The 18,928-nt window shown below is 36.0% G+C and carries 19 protein-coding genes; 11 read left to right on the top strand and 8 right to left on the bottom strand.

The window, feature by feature from the left end:
* Window positions 1–29: 29 nt before the first annotated feature.
* The 6 genes from KFE94_12865 to KFE94_12840 are packed head-to-tail and all read left to right on the top strand — an operon-like array spanning window position 30 to window position 4,255.
* On the top strand, window positions 30–806 hold the full coding sequence (locus KFE94_12865) for a diaminopimelate epimerase (protein UTW65541.1): 777 nt from the start codon (window positions 30–32) through the stop codon (window positions 804–806).
* Window positions 807–818: 12 nt separating this feature from the next.
* Complete coding sequence (locus KFE94_12860; protein UTW65540.1) at window positions 819–1,319, top strand: GNAT family N-acetyltransferase; 501 nt, start codon at window positions 819–821, stop codon at window positions 1,317–1,319.
* Complete coding sequence (gene mltG / locus KFE94_12855; GenBank protein ID UTW65539.1) at window positions 1,319–2,374, top strand: endolytic transglycosylase MltG; 1,056 nt, start codon at window positions 1,319–1,321, stop codon at window positions 2,372–2,374. Before KFE94_12860 ends, mltG begins: the two co-directional genes overlap by 1 nt.
* Before the next feature lie 10 nt (window positions 2,375–2,384).
* Window positions 2,385–3,092: a 16S rRNA (uracil(1498)-N(3))-methyltransferase gene (locus tag KFE94_12850; GenBank protein ID UTW65538.1), complete on the top strand. Its 708-nt coding sequence runs from the start codon at window positions 2,385–2,387 to the stop codon at window positions 3,090–3,092.
* 46 nt (window positions 3,093–3,138) lie between these two features.
* Window positions 3,139–3,807, top strand: coding sequence for a DUF4159 domain-containing protein (locus KFE94_12845; protein ID UTW65537.1), 669 nt, complete (start codon window positions 3,139–3,141; stop codon window positions 3,805–3,807).
* A 1-nt stretch (window position 3,808) separates the two neighbouring features.
* Window positions 3,809–4,255: a hypothetical protein gene (locus tag KFE94_12840; protein UTW65536.1), complete on the top strand. Its 447-nt coding sequence runs from the start codon at window positions 3,809–3,811 to the stop codon at window positions 4,253–4,255.
* A gap of 9 nt (window positions 4,256–4,264) precedes the next feature.
* Here the strand turns inward: KFE94_12840 and KFE94_12835 are convergent, their stop codons facing one another.
* The 3 genes from KFE94_12835 to KFE94_12825 all read right to left on the bottom strand — a co-directional run bounded on the left by KFE94_12835 (window position 4,265) and on the right by KFE94_12825 (window position 9,794).
* The gene (locus tag KFE94_12835) at window positions 4,265–6,514 is read right to left on the bottom strand and encodes an MMPL family transporter (protein UTW65535.1); all 2,250 of its coding nucleotides are present in this window, start codon (window positions 6,512–6,514) and stop codon (window positions 4,265–4,267) included.
* Window positions 6,515–6,637: 123 nt separating this feature from the next.
* The gene (gene dnaK / locus KFE94_12830) at window positions 6,638–8,539 is read right to left on the bottom strand and encodes a molecular chaperone DnaK (protein ID UTW65534.1); all 1,902 of its coding nucleotides are present in this window, start codon (window positions 8,537–8,539) and stop codon (window positions 6,638–6,640) included.
* Between the two features lie 160 nt (window positions 8,540–8,699).
* Window positions 8,700–9,794: a hypothetical protein gene (locus tag KFE94_12825; GenBank protein UTW65533.1), complete on the bottom strand. Its 1,095-nt coding sequence runs from the start codon at window positions 9,792–9,794 to the stop codon at window positions 8,700–8,702.
* Window positions 9,795–9,947: 153 nt separating this feature from the next.
* Here KFE94_12825 and panB point away from each other — a divergent pair, with 153 nt between their 5' ends.
* Complete coding sequence (panB, locus tag KFE94_12820; protein ID UTW65532.1) at window positions 9,948–10,781, top strand: 3-methyl-2-oxobutanoate hydroxymethyltransferase; 834 nt, start codon at window positions 9,948–9,950, stop codon at window positions 10,779–10,781.
* Window positions 10,781–11,500: an RluA family pseudouridine synthase gene (locus KFE94_12815; GenBank protein ID UTW65531.1), complete on the top strand. Its 720-nt coding sequence runs from the start codon at window positions 10,781–10,783 to the stop codon at window positions 11,498–11,500. Before panB ends, KFE94_12815 begins: the two co-directional genes overlap by 1 nt.
* Here the strand turns inward: KFE94_12815 and KFE94_12810 are convergent, their stop codons facing one another.
* On the bottom strand, window positions 11,501–13,330 hold the full coding sequence (locus tag KFE94_12810) for a sensor histidine kinase (protein UTW65530.1): 1,830 nt from the start codon (window positions 13,328–13,330) through the stop codon (window positions 11,501–11,503).
* Entirely contained in the window at window positions 13,330–13,974 is a 645-nt protein-coding gene (locus KFE94_12805; GenBank protein ID UTW65529.1) for a response regulator transcription factor, read from the bottom strand. Before KFE94_12805 ends, KFE94_12810 begins: the two co-directional genes overlap by 1 nt.
* Window positions 13,975–14,088: 114 nt before the next feature.
* On the opposite strand from KFE94_12805, the gene KFE94_12800 reads away from it, so the two are divergent.
* A complete protein-coding gene (locus KFE94_12800) occupies window positions 14,089–15,075 on the top strand; it encodes a hypothetical protein (protein ID UTW65528.1) in 987 nt (328 codons plus the stop codon).
* 74 nt (window positions 15,076–15,149) lie between these two features.
* On the opposite strand, the gene KFE94_12795 is transcribed toward KFE94_12800, so the two are convergent.
* A complete protein-coding gene (locus tag KFE94_12795) occupies window positions 15,150–16,085 on the bottom strand; it encodes a hypothetical protein (GenBank protein ID UTW65527.1) in 936 nt (311 codons plus the stop codon).
* Window positions 16,086–16,210: 125 nt separating this feature from the next.
* The gene (locus tag KFE94_12790; GenBank protein UTW65526.1) at window positions 16,211–16,543 is read right to left on the bottom strand and encodes a TraR/DksA C4-type zinc finger protein; all 333 of its coding nucleotides are present in this window, start codon (window positions 16,541–16,543) and stop codon (window positions 16,211–16,213) included.
* A gap of 104 nt (window positions 16,544–16,647) precedes the next feature.
* Here KFE94_12790 and KFE94_12785 point away from each other — a divergent pair, with 104 nt between their 5' ends.
* Both KFE94_12785 and nth read left to right on the top strand, forming a co-directional pair.
* On the top strand, window positions 16,648–17,058 hold the full coding sequence (locus tag KFE94_12785; protein ID UTW65525.1) for a secondary thiamine-phosphate synthase enzyme YjbQ: 411 nt from the start codon (window positions 16,648–16,650) through the stop codon (window positions 17,056–17,058).
* A 2-nt stretch (window positions 17,059–17,060) separates the two neighbouring features.
* Window positions 17,061–17,702 carry an endonuclease III gene (nth, locus tag KFE94_12780; protein ID UTW65524.1) on the top strand — a complete coding sequence of 214 codons (642 nt, stop codon included), beginning with the start codon at window positions 17,061–17,063 and terminating at the stop codon, window positions 17,700–17,702.
* A gap of 40 nt (window positions 17,703–17,742) precedes the next feature.
* Here nth and KFE94_12775 read toward each other — a convergent pair whose 3' ends face one another.
* On the bottom strand, window positions 17,743–18,762 hold the full coding sequence (locus KFE94_12775; protein UTW65523.1) for a T9SS type A sorting domain-containing protein: 1,020 nt from the start codon (window positions 18,760–18,762) through the stop codon (window positions 17,743–17,745).
* Window positions 18,763–18,928 lie beyond the last annotated feature (166 nt).

The following is an 18,928-nucleotide window of genomic DNA, read 5'->3' as shown; positions in this document are numbered from 1 at the left end:
GATTTACTTTTGAGATTTAAAATTTTCTTGTGATTTTACCATTTTACAAATACAACGGTACAGGCAACGATTTTATCATGATTGATAATCGTTCAGGTCTTTTTGATGCTTCTAATACGGAATTAATTCGAAAGATGTGTACCAGACATTTCGGGATCGGTGCAGATGGACTTATTCTATTGGAAAATCATCCTGATTATGATTTTAGAATGGTCTATTTCAATAGCGATGGAAATGAAAGTACTATGTGCGGTAATGGTGGCCGTTGTATCATCCGATTTGCGCATGATCTTAAAATCATTCAAAATGAAACAAGCTTCATTGCTATTGATGGTCCCCATAAAGGAATTGTAAAAAATAATGTAATCTCATTGCAAATGCAAGACGTATCATCTGTATTGAAGACAGATGAACATACTGAATTAGATACGGGGTCTCCACATTATGTCTCATTTATGGACCATCTTCCCGAAGATGATTTTGTCACTATTGCAAGAAATATTCGTAGAAGTGCTCCGTATACAGAACAGGGAATTAACGTGAATTTTGCGCAAACCAATAATGATCAAATTATTATGCGCACCTACGAACGTGGTGTAGAAGATGAAACTTTAGCCTGCGGCACGGGTGCGACAGCCGTTGCTATTGCGGCTTACCATAATGGATTGATTCCAAATAAATCTATTCCGATTCAGGTAAAAGGAGGTCTCCTTAATGTAAGTTTTGATACGCGTGACAATCAATATGAGAACATCTGGTTAACGGGTCCTGCAGAATCTGTTTTTGAAGGGAAAATTGAAATCTAAAAGCATTTAATCATGGTCAAATTAAGAGCGTTAGAACCTTCAGATTTAGATATCTTATATTCCTGGGAAAATGATGATCGCGTTTGGTTTTCCAGTAGTAACACACGTCCGGTCTCTAAACAAACGTTACAATTTTTCATTGATTCTATCAATGACATCTATACCGACAAGCAAGTTCGACTCGTAATAGAGCATGAAAACACCCCTGTTGGATGTGTAGATTTATTTGACTTTGAACCATTACATCAGCGTGCTGGAGTTGGAATTATGATTGACGAAAATCACGAGGGAAAAAGTTTGGCACATGAAGCTTTAAAAGAACTTCAAAACTATGCGTTCAACCAATTAGGTTTACATCAGTTGTATTGTAACGTCAGTCAGAACAATGAACGTAGCATACACCTATTTAATCGCTCCGGTTTTATGCATACCGCTACGCGAAAAGAATGGGTCAAGGAAGGTAAAAACTGGTATGACCAATTCATTTTTCAATGCTTTAATAATTCAAAATAATGGCTAAAAAGAAATCTAAGTCTTCATCTTTCAAATTGGTTTTACTGACCATTTTAGGAATTGGGATGTTAGCCGTTTTATTATTTGGCTATCATTATTATAGTTATATCTACTCTAAGAATGTAAAACTTGAAGATGATCAGGTGGTCTTTTTTATCCCTACAGGATCAGATTACGAAGCGGTCTTTACAGAATTACAAAAACATAAAATCATTCATAATCCCGAATCATTTAATTGGGTAGCCGAAAAGAAAAATTATCTCAATAAAGTGAAACCCGGACGTTACATCATTTTAAATGGATGGAGTAACGAGGAATTAGTAAACCATTTACGTTCAGGAAATCAATCACCGATAAAAATCACCTTTCACAATATTTCCAGACTAACACAATTGGCTTCCGTGGTTTCCAAACAAATTGAAGCAGACTCTTCCGAGTTAATAAGTGCCTTTTTAAATCCGGAGTGGATGTCTGCAAATCAACTAAAAAAGGAAACCGTGCAATCTATTTTTATCCCGAATACTTATGAATTGTATTGGAATACCAACGGGGAACAATTTGTAAAGAGAATGCATCAGGAATTTCTTCATTTCTGGTCAAAAGAAAACAAAACAAAAGCAAAGGCCATTGGACTAACTCCGGTTCAGGTTTCTACGTTAGCATCAATTGTAGAAGCAGAAACCAAGAAGAGTGATGAGATGCCAAAAGTAGCCGGACTTTATCTCAACAGACTAAAAGTGGGCATGAAACTCCAATCTGATCCTACAGTAGTTTTCGCTATCAATAAACCTAACGTTCACCGCGTTTATTACGAAGATTTAAAAGTTAATTCTCCATACAATACTTACATTCACGCAGGCCTTCCACCTGGACCAATTGGATTTCCAAGTACAAAAGCTTTGAATGCCGTATTAAACAGAGACCAGAACAATTACATTTATATGTGCGCCAAACCGGATTATTCTGGTTATCATAATTTTGCTAAAAGCTATTCGCAACATCAAAAAAATGCAGCGAAATACAGAGCTTTTCTCAAACGCGAGGGTATTAGATAAATCGATTTAAATGACGCTTTTTTATATTCAGGACTGTGATAAAACTTTACAATTTCTTCCTAAGGAAGAATCTAAGCATGCCATTAGAGTATTACGTCTTCAAACGGGAGATTTAATCGCAATTTCTAATGGAGTCGGTTCTATCTACACCGCTAAAATTGTGTCACCGAATCAGAAAATGTGCGAAATAGAGATTTTTAAAACGGAAATCGCTGCCACAAAATCATTTCGGATTCATATCGCTATTGCCCCTACCAAACTCAATGATCGATTTGAGTGGATGCTGGAAAAGATGACTGAAATCGGTGTGGATGAAATTACACCAATCATTACCCAGAGGTCAGAACGGAAAGTTTTGAAACTGGAGCGCATGAACCGTATCATTATATCTGCGGTAAAACAATCCTGGAAAGCAAATAAGCCTATATTGAATGAACCTATAAAGTATTCTGACTTCATTAAAAACAACTCTTTCGAACAACAATTTATTGCGCATTGTAATGGAGGCTGTGGACAGGATACCCACCTTCAAAAACTAGCTTCCCCCAACAAAAGTGTATGTGTTTTAATTGGACCCGAAGGAGATTTTTCAGAATCGGAGGTTGAACTTGCGACTCTAAAGAATTGGATCAAAACCGGATTAGGAAGCGCCCGATTAAGAACTGAAACAGCAGGCCTGGTATCATGTTTAACATTAAACCTTATTAATGAAGGTTAATCCACATTTTTAATTTTCAATTAAATAGTTGAAATTCGCCAGATCAATGAAAAAGCTTTTGATCATATTTTTATTGTATTCGGTAAACTCACCGATACAAGCCCAAACTTATCAAATTGCATTATTAAAATATAACGGTGGTGGGGATTGGTATGCCAATTTAGAAACTTCACTTCCTAATTTAATCCAATTCTCTAATCAAACTTTGGGGACTCAAATAAATCCCGAACAGGCCATTGTAGAAGTCGGAAGTAATGAAATTTATAGATACCCATTCATACATATGACCGGACATGGAAATGTGGTCTTTTCGCAACAAGAAGTAGCCAATCTTCGTAAATATTTATTGAGTGGAGGCTTTTTGCATATTGATGATAACTACGGCTTAGATAAATTTATTCGCACAGAAATGCTCAAGGTTTTTCCGGAATTACAATGGGTTGAACTTCCAACAACACATCCAATTTATCATCAAAAGTTTAATTTTTTAAATGGCCTCCCTAAAGTGCATATGCATGATGAACAAAGGCCTCGAGGTTTTGGACTTATCTATGAAGGGCGACTGGTTTGTTTTTATAGCTATGAAAGTGATCTGGGTGATGGCTGGGAATCTACCAGTGTTCATAACGACTCTGAAGAATCCAGACTCAAAGCTTTGAAAATGGGAGCAAATATTATTCAATATGTTCTTTTAGGTGAAGGCCAAATCAAATAATATGAAATTAAAGTCTATCTATTTTATAGTCTTTGCTTTTTGGGGCTTAAGTTTAAATAGTTGTAAAAAATCCATTCCGGAGCCTGCTCCAGGTAATAATGGTCAACAAAATAAACTTTTGGGCTATTGGCATAATTACGATCATTTCACTTACCAGAGCGTTTTAGACACCTTGTTTAGTGATACCAATCAATTTATCATGATGGATTTGGATATCACAGGGATTGATCAACTTACCAAGTATTACCGGGATGGTTCTGACCCTTCTTTGCATTCCTATGACACCGCAACATCACGAATGCACATCTGGTCAGGTAGTTTTAAGGTCACTTATAAAATGGAATTATTTGGCTCCGATAGTATGACGCTATCCTCATTATCTAAACCTGCAGGAGGAATTCCTTTTCCTGGAAGTGATAAAGAAGTTTGGGTTTTCGTTAAGAAATAAAATTCTGATTTACTTCTTATAAAACAGAAAGATCAATACCGGTAATAAAAATAGATCGGATATTACTGCAAAAACCAAAGTTAAACTTACCAGTAATCCAATATAAAATGTGCTGGCAAAATCAGAGAATACCAGAGCAAAGAATCCACTGATTAAAATCAAACTAGTCAATACAATTGCTTTGCCGGTAGAAATACTCGCACGTTTTAATGCATAAATCACGGAGCGACCTTTATCCAACTCCATTTTCAATTTACTCACATAATGAATAGTATCATCTACCGCAATTCCAAACGCAATCGTAAAAATAATGGATGTAGACACTTTTAAATCTATTCCACTAATTCCCATTACTCCACCTATCATAAGTAATGGGACAACATTCGGAATTAAGGTAATAATCACCATCTTTAAAGATTTAAAAATCATCCCCATAATCAATGCCACTGCCCCAAATGCTATCACCAATCCCCACATTAAACCTGAGGCCAGAGTTTCATTATTTTTATCAATTAAATACCCCATTCCAGTAAACCTCAGGTTTAGCCCAGCGTTCTCTAATATTGGGTTTAATGAATCCTGAATGTTTTGATATTTAGATTTAAAAACCTTCCCACCAAAGTCTTTTACCTGTGCCGAAATCCTCGTCTCATAATTTTCTCTGGGTAAAATCATATCCAATTTACCGGTTTTCTGCACTTTCAAAATCTGAGATTTTACCTTTTTCCATTTTTGAGGTGAATCAGGAAATTGATAAGACTCCAAACTACCTCCATCGTTTGCTCTGTTTATAGCTTTGACCACAGTGTTTAAAGAAACAAAGCCTTGAATTCCAAACTCGCTTTTAAGATGAGATTCTAATACATTCAGAGCTTTGACTTTCTCATACTCCAAAATACTTGATGAATCCCTGGTTGAGATCACCACATCAAAAGGACGTGCTCCTGAATATTCCTTTTCGAAAAACTCAAAATTATCTCTTAAAGGATCTCCTTTAGCCAAATCTTCTAGTAGATAGTTATTTACTTCCACTCTACTTCCTGCCCAAAATGATATGATCAAAACCAAAATACTCCAGAAAATGACTTGTTTAGGTCTGGTAATATTGAACCTAAAAACGTTCCGCATAATTCTATCCCAAAACAACTCTTTCGAATCCACCAAAGCTCTTTTAGGTACCGGAAGTAAAATCAAAACTGCAGGTAGGATCAGATACGTAATCAACAAAGCAAACAACACTCCTATGGCCGTATATAGTCCAAAATCTCTTACCGGATTAATCCCCGAAGTATACAATGTTAAAAATCCTATGGCTGTAGTCAGTGAAGTTAAAAGTGTCGCCTTACCAATATGATGAAATGCTATTTTTAATGCTTTTAACTGGTCTGGTGATTTCCGCAGTTCTTCAAGATATCTGGAAATAAAATGAACGGCATCACTCATTCCTACCACAAACATAATCGTGGGCAATAACGTTGACATTAAATCAAATGACTTACCTACAAAAATCATGAATGCCATCAACCAAATGACCGATACAGCCACAATCAACAATGGGAATACTACTCCCCAAAATGATCTAAATGCCAGAATTAAAAAGACAATTATAATCACAAAAGAAATGAGCGTAAACAAGAACAGTTCGCTCACCATTTTCTCCACAAAATAACGCTGTCCAAAAATCCTCCCGGCAATTCGTACCCGATCAAAAACAAATTGATCCATGACTTCATTAATCTGTGTCACGGCCGCATCACTTTTTATTTTCGATAAGCCATATTTTGTGTTCAACGCTAATATCAGAGACTTCCCATCTCTTGAGAACACAGTGCCGATCAACTCACCACTTTCAAATACTCTTAACGAATCCTGTGTTAACCGATCGGGTTCATCTAAGTGAATCCACTTCACCGGAATCATCCCAAAAGGGCCTTTCACAGGATAACTCAACTGCGTTGGAGCCACAACAGATTCCACATACTCCAATTCTTTTAATGTTTGAGCCAGTGAATCTACTTTCTTTAGAAACGGTTGCTGAAATACACCTTCTTCATTTTCCAAACAAATCAGAACAAAATCATTGTCAGAGCCATATTGCTCCCGAAACTCATTATAATACGCGTACTCAGTATCACTTTTAGGGAAGTAATCTTCAAACTCATAATCAAACCTCAATTCCTGAAGTTTCCACACTCCAAAAACGGTCAAAATGGCCACAAAAGTGAGCACCCATTTAGCTATTGATTGATACTTTTTCAAGCTTGCATTTTTGCAGATTCAAAATAACAGAAAAGCTTTTGACCGATAGCTATAAAAACAAAAAAACCGTTCTCTAAATTAGAGAACGGTTTTTTACCATTTAGTTATTTACTTCTTCGAAGCTTATTTTACTTCTTCGAAATCTACATCTGTTACTTCAGCGTCATCTGCTCCAGCGTTGTTTCCCGATTGAGGACCATCTTGCGGTGCTCCTGCTCCACCTTGTGCTGCTTGAGCTGCTGCGTATAACTCTTGAGAAGCTGCCTGTACTTTTTCCATTGCTTTATCAACAGCATCTAAATCTTGAGATGCATGTGCCGCTTTTAATTCAGTTAAAGCATCTTCGATTGGCTTCTTCTTGTCTTCAGGAAGATTATCACCTGCTTCTTTGATCATTTTTTCCGTTTGGAAAATCATTGAATCAGCAGAATTCAATTTATCAATCTTCTCTTTTTCTTTTTTATCCGCTTCTGCGTTTGCTTCAGCTTCTTGCTTCATCTTTTCAATTTCAGCATCACTTAACCCTGAAGAAGCTTCAATTCTAATAGATTGCTCTTTACCTGTAGCTTTATCTTTTGCTGTTACATGTAAGATTCCATTCGCATCAATATCAAAAGTTACTTCAATTTGAGGAACTCCTCTTGGTGCTGGTGGAATACTATCTAAGATAAAGTTTCCAATCTTACGGTTTTGATTCGCCATTGGACGCTCTCCTTGAAGCACGTGGATATCAACAGATGGTTGATTATCTGCAGCTGTTGAGAATACTTCAGACTTCTTCGTTGGGATTGTCGTGTTTGCTTCGATCAATTTAGTCATCACACCTCCCATAGTTTCAATACCTAATGAAAGTGGAGTCACATCTAAAAGCAATACATCTTTTACATCTCCTGATAATACACCTCCCTGAATTGCAGCACCTACAGCAACAACCTCATCCGGATTTACTCCTTTAGAAGGATCTTTACCAAAGAAACTTTTTACTGCTTCAACTACAGCCGGAATACGTGTAGAACCACCAACTAAGATAATTTGATCAATATCACTCTTATCTAAATCAGCCGCTTTTAACGCAGACACACAAGGATTGATACTTCTTTTGATTAAATCATCAGCTAATTGCTCAAATTTTGCTCTCGTTAATGAACGCACCAAGTGTTTTGGCACACCGTCAACTGGCATGATGTAAGGAAGGTTGATTTCTGTTGAATTTCCAGAAGACAACTCAATTTTCGCTTTTTCAGCAGCTTCTTTCAAACGTTGTAAAGCCATTGGATCTTTAGATAAATCCAAACCACCATTTTCACTTTTGAATTCTTCAACTAACCAATCAATAATTTTTTGGTCAAAATCATCACCACCTAAGTGTGTATCACCATCAGTAGATAATACTTCAAATACTCCATCTCCTAATTCTAAGATCGAAACATCATGTGTACCTCCACCCAGGTCAAATACAACAACTTTAATATCTTCTCCTTTCTTATCTAAACCATATGCCAATGAAGCTGCTGTAGGCTCATTGATAATACGCTTTACTTCTAAACCTGCAATTTGTCCGGCTTCTTTAGTTGCTTGACGTTGTGCATCGTTAAAATATGCTGGTACAGTAATTACTGCCTCTGTTACATCAGTTCCCAAGTAATCCTCTGCCGTTTTCTTCATTTTTTGAAGAGTCATTGCAGAAATTTCTTGTGGAGTATACAATTTACCATCAATATCCACACGTGGAGTATTGTTATCTCCTTTCACTACTTTATATGGTGAACGTGCAATTTCACTAGCTACCTCATCGAAAGAGTTTCCCATGAATCTCTTGATAGAAGAGATAGTTTTAGTAGGATTTGTAATTGCCTGACGTTTTGCAGGATCTCCAACCTTACGCTCGTTGCCATCGATAAAAGCAACAATAGATGGAGTTGTTCTCTTACCCTCGTTGTTTGGTATAACAACTGGCTCACTACCTTCCATCACTGCAACGCAAGAGTTAGTAGTTCCCAAATCGATTCCGATTATTTTACCCATATCTTTAAGTTTTTACTTTCTAAATTTTAATTTGTTTGATTGCCGCTAGTCAATTGCTGTGCCAACAGAAAATTTATTTATTCACGCGCAATTTTGACATAAAAAAATGCCAACTCTTTTAAGAATTGGCATTTCCATATGACATATCGACATAATTACATTAAAAGCAATAATTCGGATCAGTACTGTTAGAGTAATTACAGAACTTTCTTCCTGCCGTAATTTCTCCATCTACTAAATACACAATCGACTTTTTACTCATTTTTGAAATCTTGTTTTGGAATGTTCTACAAGAGAAGATACCTACTCCATTTTCAACATTTGTGTACTCAGGTTTAGTTTCCAAAATACTTGTAGATGGAGAAGCTACTTCTAAATAGGTATTGAATTCATTACCACCAATCACAAATCTAAAATTTAAAGGCTCATCTTCCGGAACTCTTTGTTTGATATTACTTCCATCCGGAACAACAGGTACTTTAGCCGCAATAAACTCATAAAAAGAGGTTGGATTTAATTCTGCTGTGATTTGAATATTATCATTCGCATCAATTGGAATTTTACTTACCACATACGTTCCTACCTTATATTGAATCGTATTCAAACCTGAAGTCGTACCATCATGGTATTCATCTTTCCAAGAGAAATCTAAGAATACTTCCATCACCTTACCATTAATTGGCATTTTCATTTCCAATAACACTTTATCTAATGGACCATTATCATCCGCCAGACTTAATCCCAAAAAACTTAATCCAAATGGTTTAATCAAAATATCTCCATCAGGTCTGATTAATTCTGTTTTCCCCTCTACGATCTTAGATCCATCTAATTTATCAATCCAAATCGCATAATCTTTAGTATCATCCAATTTAGCCTGTAATTCATATATTTTTTGATTTGGATAATAGAAGAAACCTGAATCTTTATTTGTAATGGTCTTCTCCGTAAGCGTCCATTGGTTTGTCGTATCATAATTACCAAAGCCATCATTATTCAACTCATACAACATTGCTTTCAGGTTTTCGTATTCTGATAATGATGGATCTTTAGCTAATTGATCTACAGCTTGCTCACCTTGAAACACTCTATTAATCTTAATCTGGTGAATAGAGTCATCCGCATTTAACAGTCCGTAAACCAATGTTACATCCGACTGCGGAGCGAAAATCTCTACATCATTTTTACATGATGCAGAAAACAATAATGTGAATGCTGATACAATTACTAAAGATGAAGTGAAATTTAATCTCATATATAATTTGTTATGTCCTCTGCCTTTAATGCGTTATTGCATGAAAGGATTTTATAATTTTGGCGATTCGGTTTACGCCACGAATATACTATTAAAGTAGAAACGAAACGAATATATATAAGGTGGGGTGTAAACCAGAATAAATTATAAACCATGAGCACACAATTATTTAAACCAGTTAGTGGTCACGCAAAAAAGATAACCACCCACGTTTTACACGAAATGAAACGTAAGGGTGAAAAAATTGCCATGCTTACAGCCTATGATTATACAATGGCTAGAGTATTGGACGATGCTGATATTGATTTAATTTTAGTAGGAGATTCTGCTTCCAATGTTATGGCCGGATTCGAAACTACTTTACCCATCACTTTAGATCATATGATTTATCATGCAGCATCGGTGATTCGCGGAATAAAAAACTGTTTAGTGGTAGTTGACCTCCCTTTCGGAACATACCAGGGAAACTCTAAGAATGCATTAGATTCTTCTATTCGCATTATGAAAGAAGCTGGGGGACATGCCATTAAACTAGAAGGTGGTATTGAAATCAAAGAATCTATTGAGCGTATTTTATCTGCCGGTATTCCGGTAATGGGACATCTTGGATTAACACCACAATCGATCTATAAATTTGGGACTTACTCGGTTAGAGCAAAAGAGACTGAAGAAGCGGAACAACTTATGAAAGATGCCAAAATGTTGGAAGAAATTGGCTGCTTTGCTATGGTATTAGAAAAAGTACCTGCGCATTTGGCAAAACAAGTTGCCGAATCTGTTTCTATTCCTGTAATTGGTATTGGTGCGGGACCAGATGTTGATGGACAAGTTCTTGTTTTACATGATATGTTGGGATTAAATGTCGATTTCTCACCAAGGTTTTTGAGACGTTACAATAATTTTTATGAGCAAATGCACGACTCTGTGTCTAACTACATAAAAGATGTAAAAACAAAAGATTTCCCGAACGAAAAAGAATCTTACTAGTGCGTAAACCAGATCAAAAAGAAAGACCGGATTTAAGAAAAGTTCAGGTTATCTACGAAGACAATCATCTGATTGTAATCAATAAATTACCAGGACAAATTGTTCAGGGTGATAAAACCGGAGATGTCTCCTTAATGGATCTGGTGAAAGACTACATCAAGAAAAAATACAATAAGCCCGGAGCTGTATATCTGGGCTTAGTTCACCGCCTTGACCGTCCTACAAGCGGAATTGTAGTGTTTGCGAAAACCAGTAAAGCAGCTTCTCGTCTTTCTGAAATGTTCAGAAAAAAAGATATCAAAAAAACGTATTGGGCTATTACTAAAGAACGCCCATTAGATGGTGTGGGGCGCTTAACACATTACCTGCGTAAGAACGAAGAGAAAAATAAATCGGTTGCAAAGAAGAAACCGACTCGTGGTTATAAAGAAGCTATTTTGGACTTTGAAATGAGATCTGCGTCAGATAATTTCTGCTTAATTGAGGTCAAACTAATTACAGGTAGACATCATCAAATCAGGTGTCAACTATCAGCCATAGGAGCTCCTATTAAAGGAGATATTAAATATGGGGCAAAACGTACCAATCGTGATGGGTCCATATCTCTTCATTCACGCCACATTTCATTCGTACATCCAGTTAAAAAAGAACCTGTTTCTTTTACTGCACCTGTAGTTGAAGATGAATTGTGGAAGTATTTTGAAAAGGAAGTAGGTTAGTTATCTGTCCAGAGTCAATTTAATTTTAGTTCCTTTATCCTCTTTTGTATCAATACTAATTTGGGCTTTAATTTTCTGAGCTCTTTTTTTCATGTTTTTTAACCCAAATCCAAATTTTGATAAATTCTTTACGTCAAAACCAATACCATTATCTTCAAGCTCAATGATCATTTCCTTTTTAGTTGAGGAGCATTTAATCTTCAACTCACTTGCCTGAGCGTATTTAAACGCATTATGCAATCCTTCCTGAAAAATTCTATACACTTCAATCGCTATTTCTGAGGGTAATTCATTGTACTCTTCGCACAACGAAGAACTCCATTTTACTGCTTGATTCGAGAACAATTTAGATTGAAATATATCCAATTTAGCAAACAAATCTTCTATTGATATATGCGTATCCTGAATGGACCATACGGTCTCACGTAATAACTCTGTGATATCGCGCAATTGATGTCCTATGGTCTGCAATTCTTTCTTTCTGTTTGAACTGATTCCATCTTCATAACTTTGAGAAAACAATGTCGAACTTGCAAGTGTTAATTCCGCACCAACATGATCATGTAAATCCATAGCAATCCTGTTTTTCTCATTCGCTAATCTTAATTCAGACTCTATAATTTGTTTTCTCTTTCGAACATTCCATAGGAAAAAGAATCCAAGAAACCCCAATACGAGAATCACTAAAACAAAGATTAACAGCCCTCTTTCTTCGTTCTTTTTTTGGATTTCCAGTTCGCTTTGAAGCAACTCTTTATCCTTTTCTGCCAATTGATAATTGGCATCCAAATTGGCAATCCTTTCTTTTACATCTACTCCTTGAATACTATCTTTTAAATCGTAATACTGTGTTTGATAGTAAATCGCACTATCTAAATTATTTTGAGAATGATATGCTTCGAATAATCTATAATAAGCCAATTCTCTGGTGTAATCATCCTTAGTTATATCATATACGTTTACTGCTTGATAGCCATAATACAATGAAGAATCAATCTCATCAATCTGATTAAAATATGCAGCCTTTTGGGTAAAAATAATTCCCAACAATTGCTGATCACCAAGAGTTTGACTAGCCCATTGCGCCTTACCTAAATACCATGAAGCACTGTCCCAATTTTGTCGGGCCATATGTACATCTGAAATATTCACATACTGTGGCCCACAGTAATATGCGCCTCCAGCTCCCTCTTTTAACTTAATGGACCTTTGCGTATTTAATATCCCTTCAAGAGTATCTTTTTCTTGAAAAGCTATAGAACCCAAAGCACCATAAATATTCGCCTGACTCCATGTAGTCCCATGCTTTTTGGCAACTGGTAACGCCAATTGCATATACCTTTTGGATTCTCCCCACTGACTTAAACTAAAATAACAACTACCTATATGATATAATGCTTTCCCAATACCTATAGAATCTCCATCTTTCTTAAATACATCAAGCGCTTTTAATCCCGTTTCAGCCGCCAACTCAAACTTTCCCTGATTCAACGCATTTACGCTAAGGTTGAATGTGGCCATTCTAACTATTCTATTCTCATCGTTATTAGATGCAAATTCTATAGCTCGGTTAAAATAATAATTCGCTGAATCCGGAATTCCGGTTTGCATATACGCAATACCGATCCAATTCAACGCAAAAGCCTGATATTTCTTTAACTCAGGAGTTTTAGAATTCTCTAAGATTTGCTGACCAAAATATCGAGAACTGTCTATATCTACATTTATGTATGCTTTGGCCTGCTCTTGCCAGGCTTGTAGAACTAATGTATCCGATGAAAAACAATACAAGTTAACTTGTAGCAACAGGAATAAGATAAAATACCTCATTAAATAAATCCTTCTTTATTCAACTTATTTACCGCTTCTAATTTATTATGAACTCTTAACTTCTTAAAACAATTTTCGACATGTTTTCTTACAGTCCCATAACTCACATATAGTTTACCCGCCACCTGTTCATAACTATAACCTTTACTCACCCACTCTAATACTTCTGTCTCTCTACCGGTAAGTTTATATTCCTCTCTCACAGTCTTTTTGGTTGTTGCAGGTATGGAATGAATAAGACTCAACGATTTTCTAGCCATTATCGGACTCATTGGAGCGCCACCTTCGAGTGCCTCATATATCGATCTATGAATTTTTTGAGGTGGTTCATCTTTTAACAAATATCCTATTGCACCCGCCATAATCGCATCAAACAAGTTTTGTTCATCTGAAAAAACCGTACACATAATCACTTTAGCTTTAGGCCATTTACTCAGAATCTGTTGTGTGGCCTTTATTCCATCTAAATTAGGCATGTTAATGTCCATCAGTATACAATCTACCATTTCATGTTCTAAATATGAAATGGCTTCATATCCATCCAAAGCAACAAATTTCACCTCAAATTCAGAACCTGCCTCAATTTTCTCCTTTAAGGCCAGTCCTAACTTAACTATATCATCTACAACACCAATTGTAATCATTCTACTAAATTAATTTACCGTCAAAATTGAGATGCTTTTACGACATAAAAAATACGACAAACAGCGTATAGAAAATACTTCTGGAAACCAACAGCTTTGAAAAAAACAAAAACTATGAGAATTTCAGTTACAATTTTAGCTATGGCCATTAGCCAATTGGTTTTTAGCCAATCCATTGATCCTAAAAAGGATGTCAAAGAAACGTCATTAAACCCAAAGGGAATGGCAAAAGCACCGCGAAAGGTTTACATCAATTCCTTTAGAGTACTCTATCAAATGATTGATGAAGCCAGCGACACCAAAAAAGGCGGACGTGAAGTAGGTGGAGATGCGTATAAAGGTGATGCTACTGCCAGACTTGCTGTGGGCATTAATGGAGTAGAAACCTCCGCCCTACAAAATATTACGGATCAGTTCTTCACCCGTTTTAAAAATGATTTGACCAAAGATGGTTTTACGATTATGGAGGCCGATGAGATTCAAAGTATTGAGTATTTTAAGGATTATACTATGGTATCAGGCCCAAAAATCAACAATGCACAATTGGAAGGATATGCAATGGTTAGTCCAACTGGATTTAGTTATTATGTAAAAGGTATTTCAAAATCCGGAAAAGAAAAAAAGGGAGTTAAACTCGTGGATACCGGATATAAAATATCCAGAGAACTAGATGATATAATAGTTATTGATGTAAAAATTGTTATTCCCTCAATATGGTTAAAAGATGGAGTAAATCTAGCAGGAGCAGCAGTAAAAGGTGGTGCCGATTTAAAACTTTCAAAGTTTTCTACAATAACATACCAATCAGGTAAAGATAAAATTGCTCCTGGACCAGCTACATCAAGTATCACAATACTTAAAAATGATGTTCCCATTGAAGGCGTTTTTACAGACGCAAAGTTTAAGTCTACCGCTAATAAATCAAGGGTAACCACTCCTGAATATGCGAATATATTTATCGTTGAAAATACTACGGTATCTATTACAAACACCATTGATTGTGAGCAAGCTGTTTACGAGAAGAAAGTCCTTGAAGCCATTCTAAGCTATTATTCAATTTGCTACTCCAATTTTATCAAAAGAGCTAACGGTAAGAAATAAAAAATCTTCATTCCCCTAAACAAAAAGCCAACGAGAAATTTCTCGTTGGCTTTTACTTTTAAGCCTATTATTTTCTATTTGCTGACAATTTTTACGCCATAAGAGAATCGGAAATAAAACGTACCTCCAGGTAATGAACCCAATTCAATTTTTTGATACGTACCGCCAAAAAGACCCTTTCCTCCATTTATTTTGTAATTCGTTGCATGACCTTTAGGATTGGCATGATTGGTATATCCAACTCTAAAACCTAAACCAAACTGAGATTCTTTCTGGTATTTTGAATCGGAGAAATCTATTCTTTTACCCGTTTCTAAAACCTGTTCAGCTTTGTAGCTTTGAAACAATACATCCGCATAAAAATCTCTAATGTAAGAACCGCTTCTTTTCCCATAGCCTTCTACATTTACCAATACATTTCTTATGGATTGAAAAGACACTCCCAAATAGCCTCCACTATTCAATAAATTGGCATCATAATTATTTTGTTCGGAAACTCCATCTTTAAAACCATTTGCATGTGTTTTTTCAATAGTAATTCCCGCACGGCCAGCTAAAAAGGTGCTTGTTTCAATTCCAGACACATCTATTGATTTTGTTGTAGTCGTCTCATAGCCGTCCTTAATGGTTGAGTTTTTTCCAACTTTAATTCTTGCCTTCCCTGTTTTTGAACCTGATGTAAAATTATATTGGCCTCCAATTTCAGTAAAAAATCCCGGACCATTTTCTTCTGCTCCAATCGAATAATACTTGTAATTAAATCTTGCGGATAAGTTTAACTTACTTCCTATAAAATAATGTCCGGAAGCGCCTAAACCTAAAGACATCGCAAACATTCCATCATTATTTACTTTATACCCCATAATATCTGCATAAATCGGATCTAAGTAAACATGGAGTTTATCAAAATCATTCGGGTCATTTTTTTCAATTTCGTAAGATACCGTCTGGCCCATTACCAATGAGCTGCTCATCAAAATACAACCTGCTACAAGTAGTTTAAGTTTCATAGTCTAAATTTTATGTTTTTTTAATCCTACAAAACTCAAGGGTCAAACTTCACATCACAATACGACATACAACGTATATTGATATGCTCAATTCAGACCAGGCAAATATGAATTCATTAAAACGATTACCTCGCGCAGCGCACACAAAATTTATTGTGAGGTACAAGTAAAATTCTTTGAATCGGAATCTGTTGCTTACATCTATGACATAATCCAAAGTCATCTTCTCCCAATTGAGATTCTACATGAATGAGTCCACGGAGTTTGTTCTCTTGCGTACGTAAAGCTGCCTCAACCACGCTTCTATTGTTGATCGCATCCATCCGTGAAACACGTCCAATGGAATCATCGGGAGAAATAGGTTGTGTTTCTTCCTTATACTCTTGAATCAACTGACGGGTCTTTTCAATCTCTGTAGATAGCAGATTCGCTATGGATTTTAATTCCTCTTTTGTCATAATAATCGGTAAATCTATAAAACATAATTATTTCGACAGAACCCTCTGGCTTTATTTTCGCCACATCATAAAAAATCTATTTTTGGAGCCTAATTTTATTCAGAATGGTTCAACAGATCGAATTTTCTTTACCTCCACTTAAAAGAGGAATTCATTTAGTTTCTAACGAAATTATGAGACAACTTCCGGCACTACCTGAAAGTGGGCTCTTACATATCTTCTTAAAACATACTTCTGCCGCAATTAGCATTAATGAAAATGCCGACCCATCAGTAAGAGCAGATATGCATATCAGTATTGAAAATATGATTCCGGAGAACCAACCACATTTCACGCATTTAGACGAAGGTCCAGATGATATGCCCAGTCATATCAAGTTAGCTCTAATTGGTAATGAACTTACTGTTCCGATTACCAATAATCAATTGAATTTGGGTACCTGGCAAGGATTCTATTTTCACGAATTCAGAAACAACCCGGCACCAAGAAAACTAGTAATGACCATAATGAGCTAATCATGACTAAAGCAGAAAAAGCAGATTTTGTAGTTAAAACACTTGAGGAAATTTATCCAACAGTTCCTATTCCTTTAGATCATACCAATGATTTTGAACTTCTTATTGCGGTGTTACTCTCCGCCCAATGTACCGATAAAAGGGTCAATATGATCACTCCTGCATTATTTGCCAAAGCAGATAATGCCTATGATATGCAGCAACTTGCTTTAGAAGAAGTTGAAGGACTTATTAAAACTTGTGGGTTATATAAATCAAAAGCTAAGAACATCAAAAAATTAGCCGATTCTTTAGTGGAGCAACACAAAGGCATTGTCCCAAGTAATTTTAAGGATTTAGAAGCATTGGCAGGTGTGGGACACAAAACTGCAAGTGTAGTAATGTCTCAGGCGTTTGGCCATCCTGCTTTTCCGGTAGACACACATATTCATAGATTGATGTGGCGTTGGGGATTAACCAATGGGAAGTCGGTGGAGCAAACTGAGAAAGATGCGAAAAAACTATTTGCTGAAGAATTGTGGAATAAATTGCATCTTCAAATCATTTATTACGGGAGAGAGTATTCTCCAGCCAGAGGTCTGGATATTGAGAAAGATATTATCACAAAAAAAATCGGGAGAAAGAGTTTTTTAAATTCTCTTTAACCCGATTTCACCTTCTACTTTACTATAACCCTCTTACCTCTTAATAAGATACTTTAATAATTTTCTGTGTATACGTTTCGGTATCATTTTCTAACGTGATAAAATAAACGCCATTAGATAATGATGTTACATCTAATACGGTCTCAGTATTGAATGTGCCGGTCAATACTCTATTACCTGAAATAGACATCAAACTATAACGCGTTTGACCCGAAGTATTTGCTTGAATACGCACATTATTTATTGCAGGACTTGGATACACTTTGTATTCATTTGATGTCTGCAATTTTCTAATCCCAACAGTTACATTCGAATTTGATGAAGGATCTAAAGCCTCACTTTGCGTCACAACTTTATCCCCTTCATTTTGTAAAATAGCCAAAGCAAAAATGCGGCTAAAATCCCAATCTTGATGAGCTGTAACGGTTGTAGTATATACCACTGAATCTCCTACCGTAGCAGGAACATTCACCTGCATTCCAGTTGTCCCAAACAAAGGTCTACGCATCACATTATAGTGTTGATTTTCTCCATTTGGCGCATTATAAAACACGACATCCTCAGCCAAAACCACATATAAGTTTTGAGCCCCTAAAGAATGTGCTGCTACGGTTTCCAATACAACTCTTACACGAATAGAGTCCGATCCGAATTTTTGTTGATATAACTTTAAATTTACCGGAGAAGTCAACCCTGCATAAGGCGTAAAAATGCTAGACGAATTATAATTCGTACTTGCTGACAAAGGATTTCCATTGATCACTAATCTTGGAGTTCCTCCAAAAACGCCATAATATTTTGTGCGATCATCATTGGCTGCTTTATCATGGTTGTTCAACAAACAATTGCTATAAGGAGAACTAGGATGAATTGCCAAATGCAACATATTCCCGGTGTTTGCTGAATTAAAATTATTGAAAAAGCCAGGATTTCTACTTCCACAGATAGAACATCTGGTATTTGTGAAATGCTCTACGATAACTTTTCTTGGTACCTCTTGCGAAAATCCACTAAATGTAAGCAACAGCAGTGAACCTATTAGTGTAAGTTTTGATCTCATAAAATATAATTTGCGTTATTGTTTTTGCGAAAATACCATGCTTCATAAATTCAAAAATGTAAGCCCTAAGACAAAACCGTAAAATGAAAGTTCAAGCTGGTTCTTTATGGTAATTTTATGACAATGTGCTGAAACCTAAAACGCTTATTCATAACGCTTCAAAAAA

It is taken from the genome of bacterium SCSIO 12643 (assembly GCA_024398135.1).
Classification (GTDB): domain Bacteria; phylum Bacteroidota; class Bacteroidia; order Flavobacteriales_G; family Salibacteraceae; genus CAJXZP01.
Note: the sequence above shows the minus strand (reverse complement) of the source record. Positions and strands in the feature narration are given on the sequence as shown.

Bases quoted from the DNA above. Each gene is read 5' to 3' on its own strand.
- KFE94_12825 (UTW65533.1), bottom strand. From the start codon at position 9,794: ATGAGATTAAATTTCACTTCATCTTTAGTAATTGTATCAGCATTCACA.
- KFE94_12775 (UTW65523.1), bottom strand. From the start codon at position 18,762: ATGAGATCAAAACTTACACTAATAGGTTCACTGCTGTTGCTTACATTT.
- mltG (UTW65539.1), top strand. From the start codon at position 1,319: ATGGCTAAAAAGAAATCTAAGTCTTCATCTTTCAAATTGGTTTTACTG.
- KFE94_12845 (UTW65537.1), top strand. From the start codon at position 3,139: ATGAAAAAGCTTTTGATCATATTTTTATTGTATTCGGTAAACTCACCG.
- KFE94_12790 (UTW65526.1), bottom strand. From the start codon at position 16,543: ATGACAAAAGAGGAATTAAAATCCATAGCGAATCTGCTATCTACAGAG.
- KFE94_12840 (UTW65536.1), top strand. From the start codon at position 3,809: ATGAAATTAAAGTCTATCTATTTTATAGTCTTTGCTTTTTGGGGCTTA.
- KFE94_12850 (UTW65538.1), top strand. From the start codon at position 2,385: ATGACGCTTTTTTATATTCAGGACTGTGATAAAACTTTACAATTTCTT.
- KFE94_12785 (UTW65525.1), top strand. From the start codon at position 16,648: ATGGTTCAACAGATCGAATTTTCTTTACCTCCACTTAAAAGAGGAATT.
- KFE94_12860 (UTW65540.1), top strand. From the start codon at position 819: ATGGTCAAATTAAGAGCGTTAGAACCTTCAGATTTAGATATCTTATAT.
- nth (UTW65524.1), top strand. From the start codon at position 17,061: ATGACTAAAGCAGAAAAAGCAGATTTTGTAGTTAAAACACTTGAGGAA.
- dnaK (UTW65534.1), bottom strand. From the start codon at position 8,539: ATGGGTAAAATAATCGGAATCGATTTGGGAACTACTAACTCTTGCGTT.
- KFE94_12795 (UTW65527.1), bottom strand. From the start codon at position 16,085: ATGAAACTTAAACTACTTGTAGCAGGTTGTATTTTGATGAGCAGCTCA.
- KFE94_12800 (UTW65528.1), top strand. From the start codon at position 14,089: ATGAGAATTTCAGTTACAATTTTAGCTATGGCCATTAGCCAATTGGTT.
- KFE94_12810 (UTW65530.1), bottom strand. From the start codon at position 13,330: ATGAGGTATTTTATCTTATTCCTGTTGCTACAAGTTAACTTGTATTGT.
- panB (UTW65532.1), top strand. From the start codon at position 9,948: ATGAGCACACAATTATTTAAACCAGTTAGTGGTCACGCAAAAAAGATA.
- KFE94_12805 (UTW65529.1), bottom strand. From the start codon at position 13,974: ATGATTACAATTGGTGTTGTAGATGATATAGTTAAGTTAGGACTGGCC.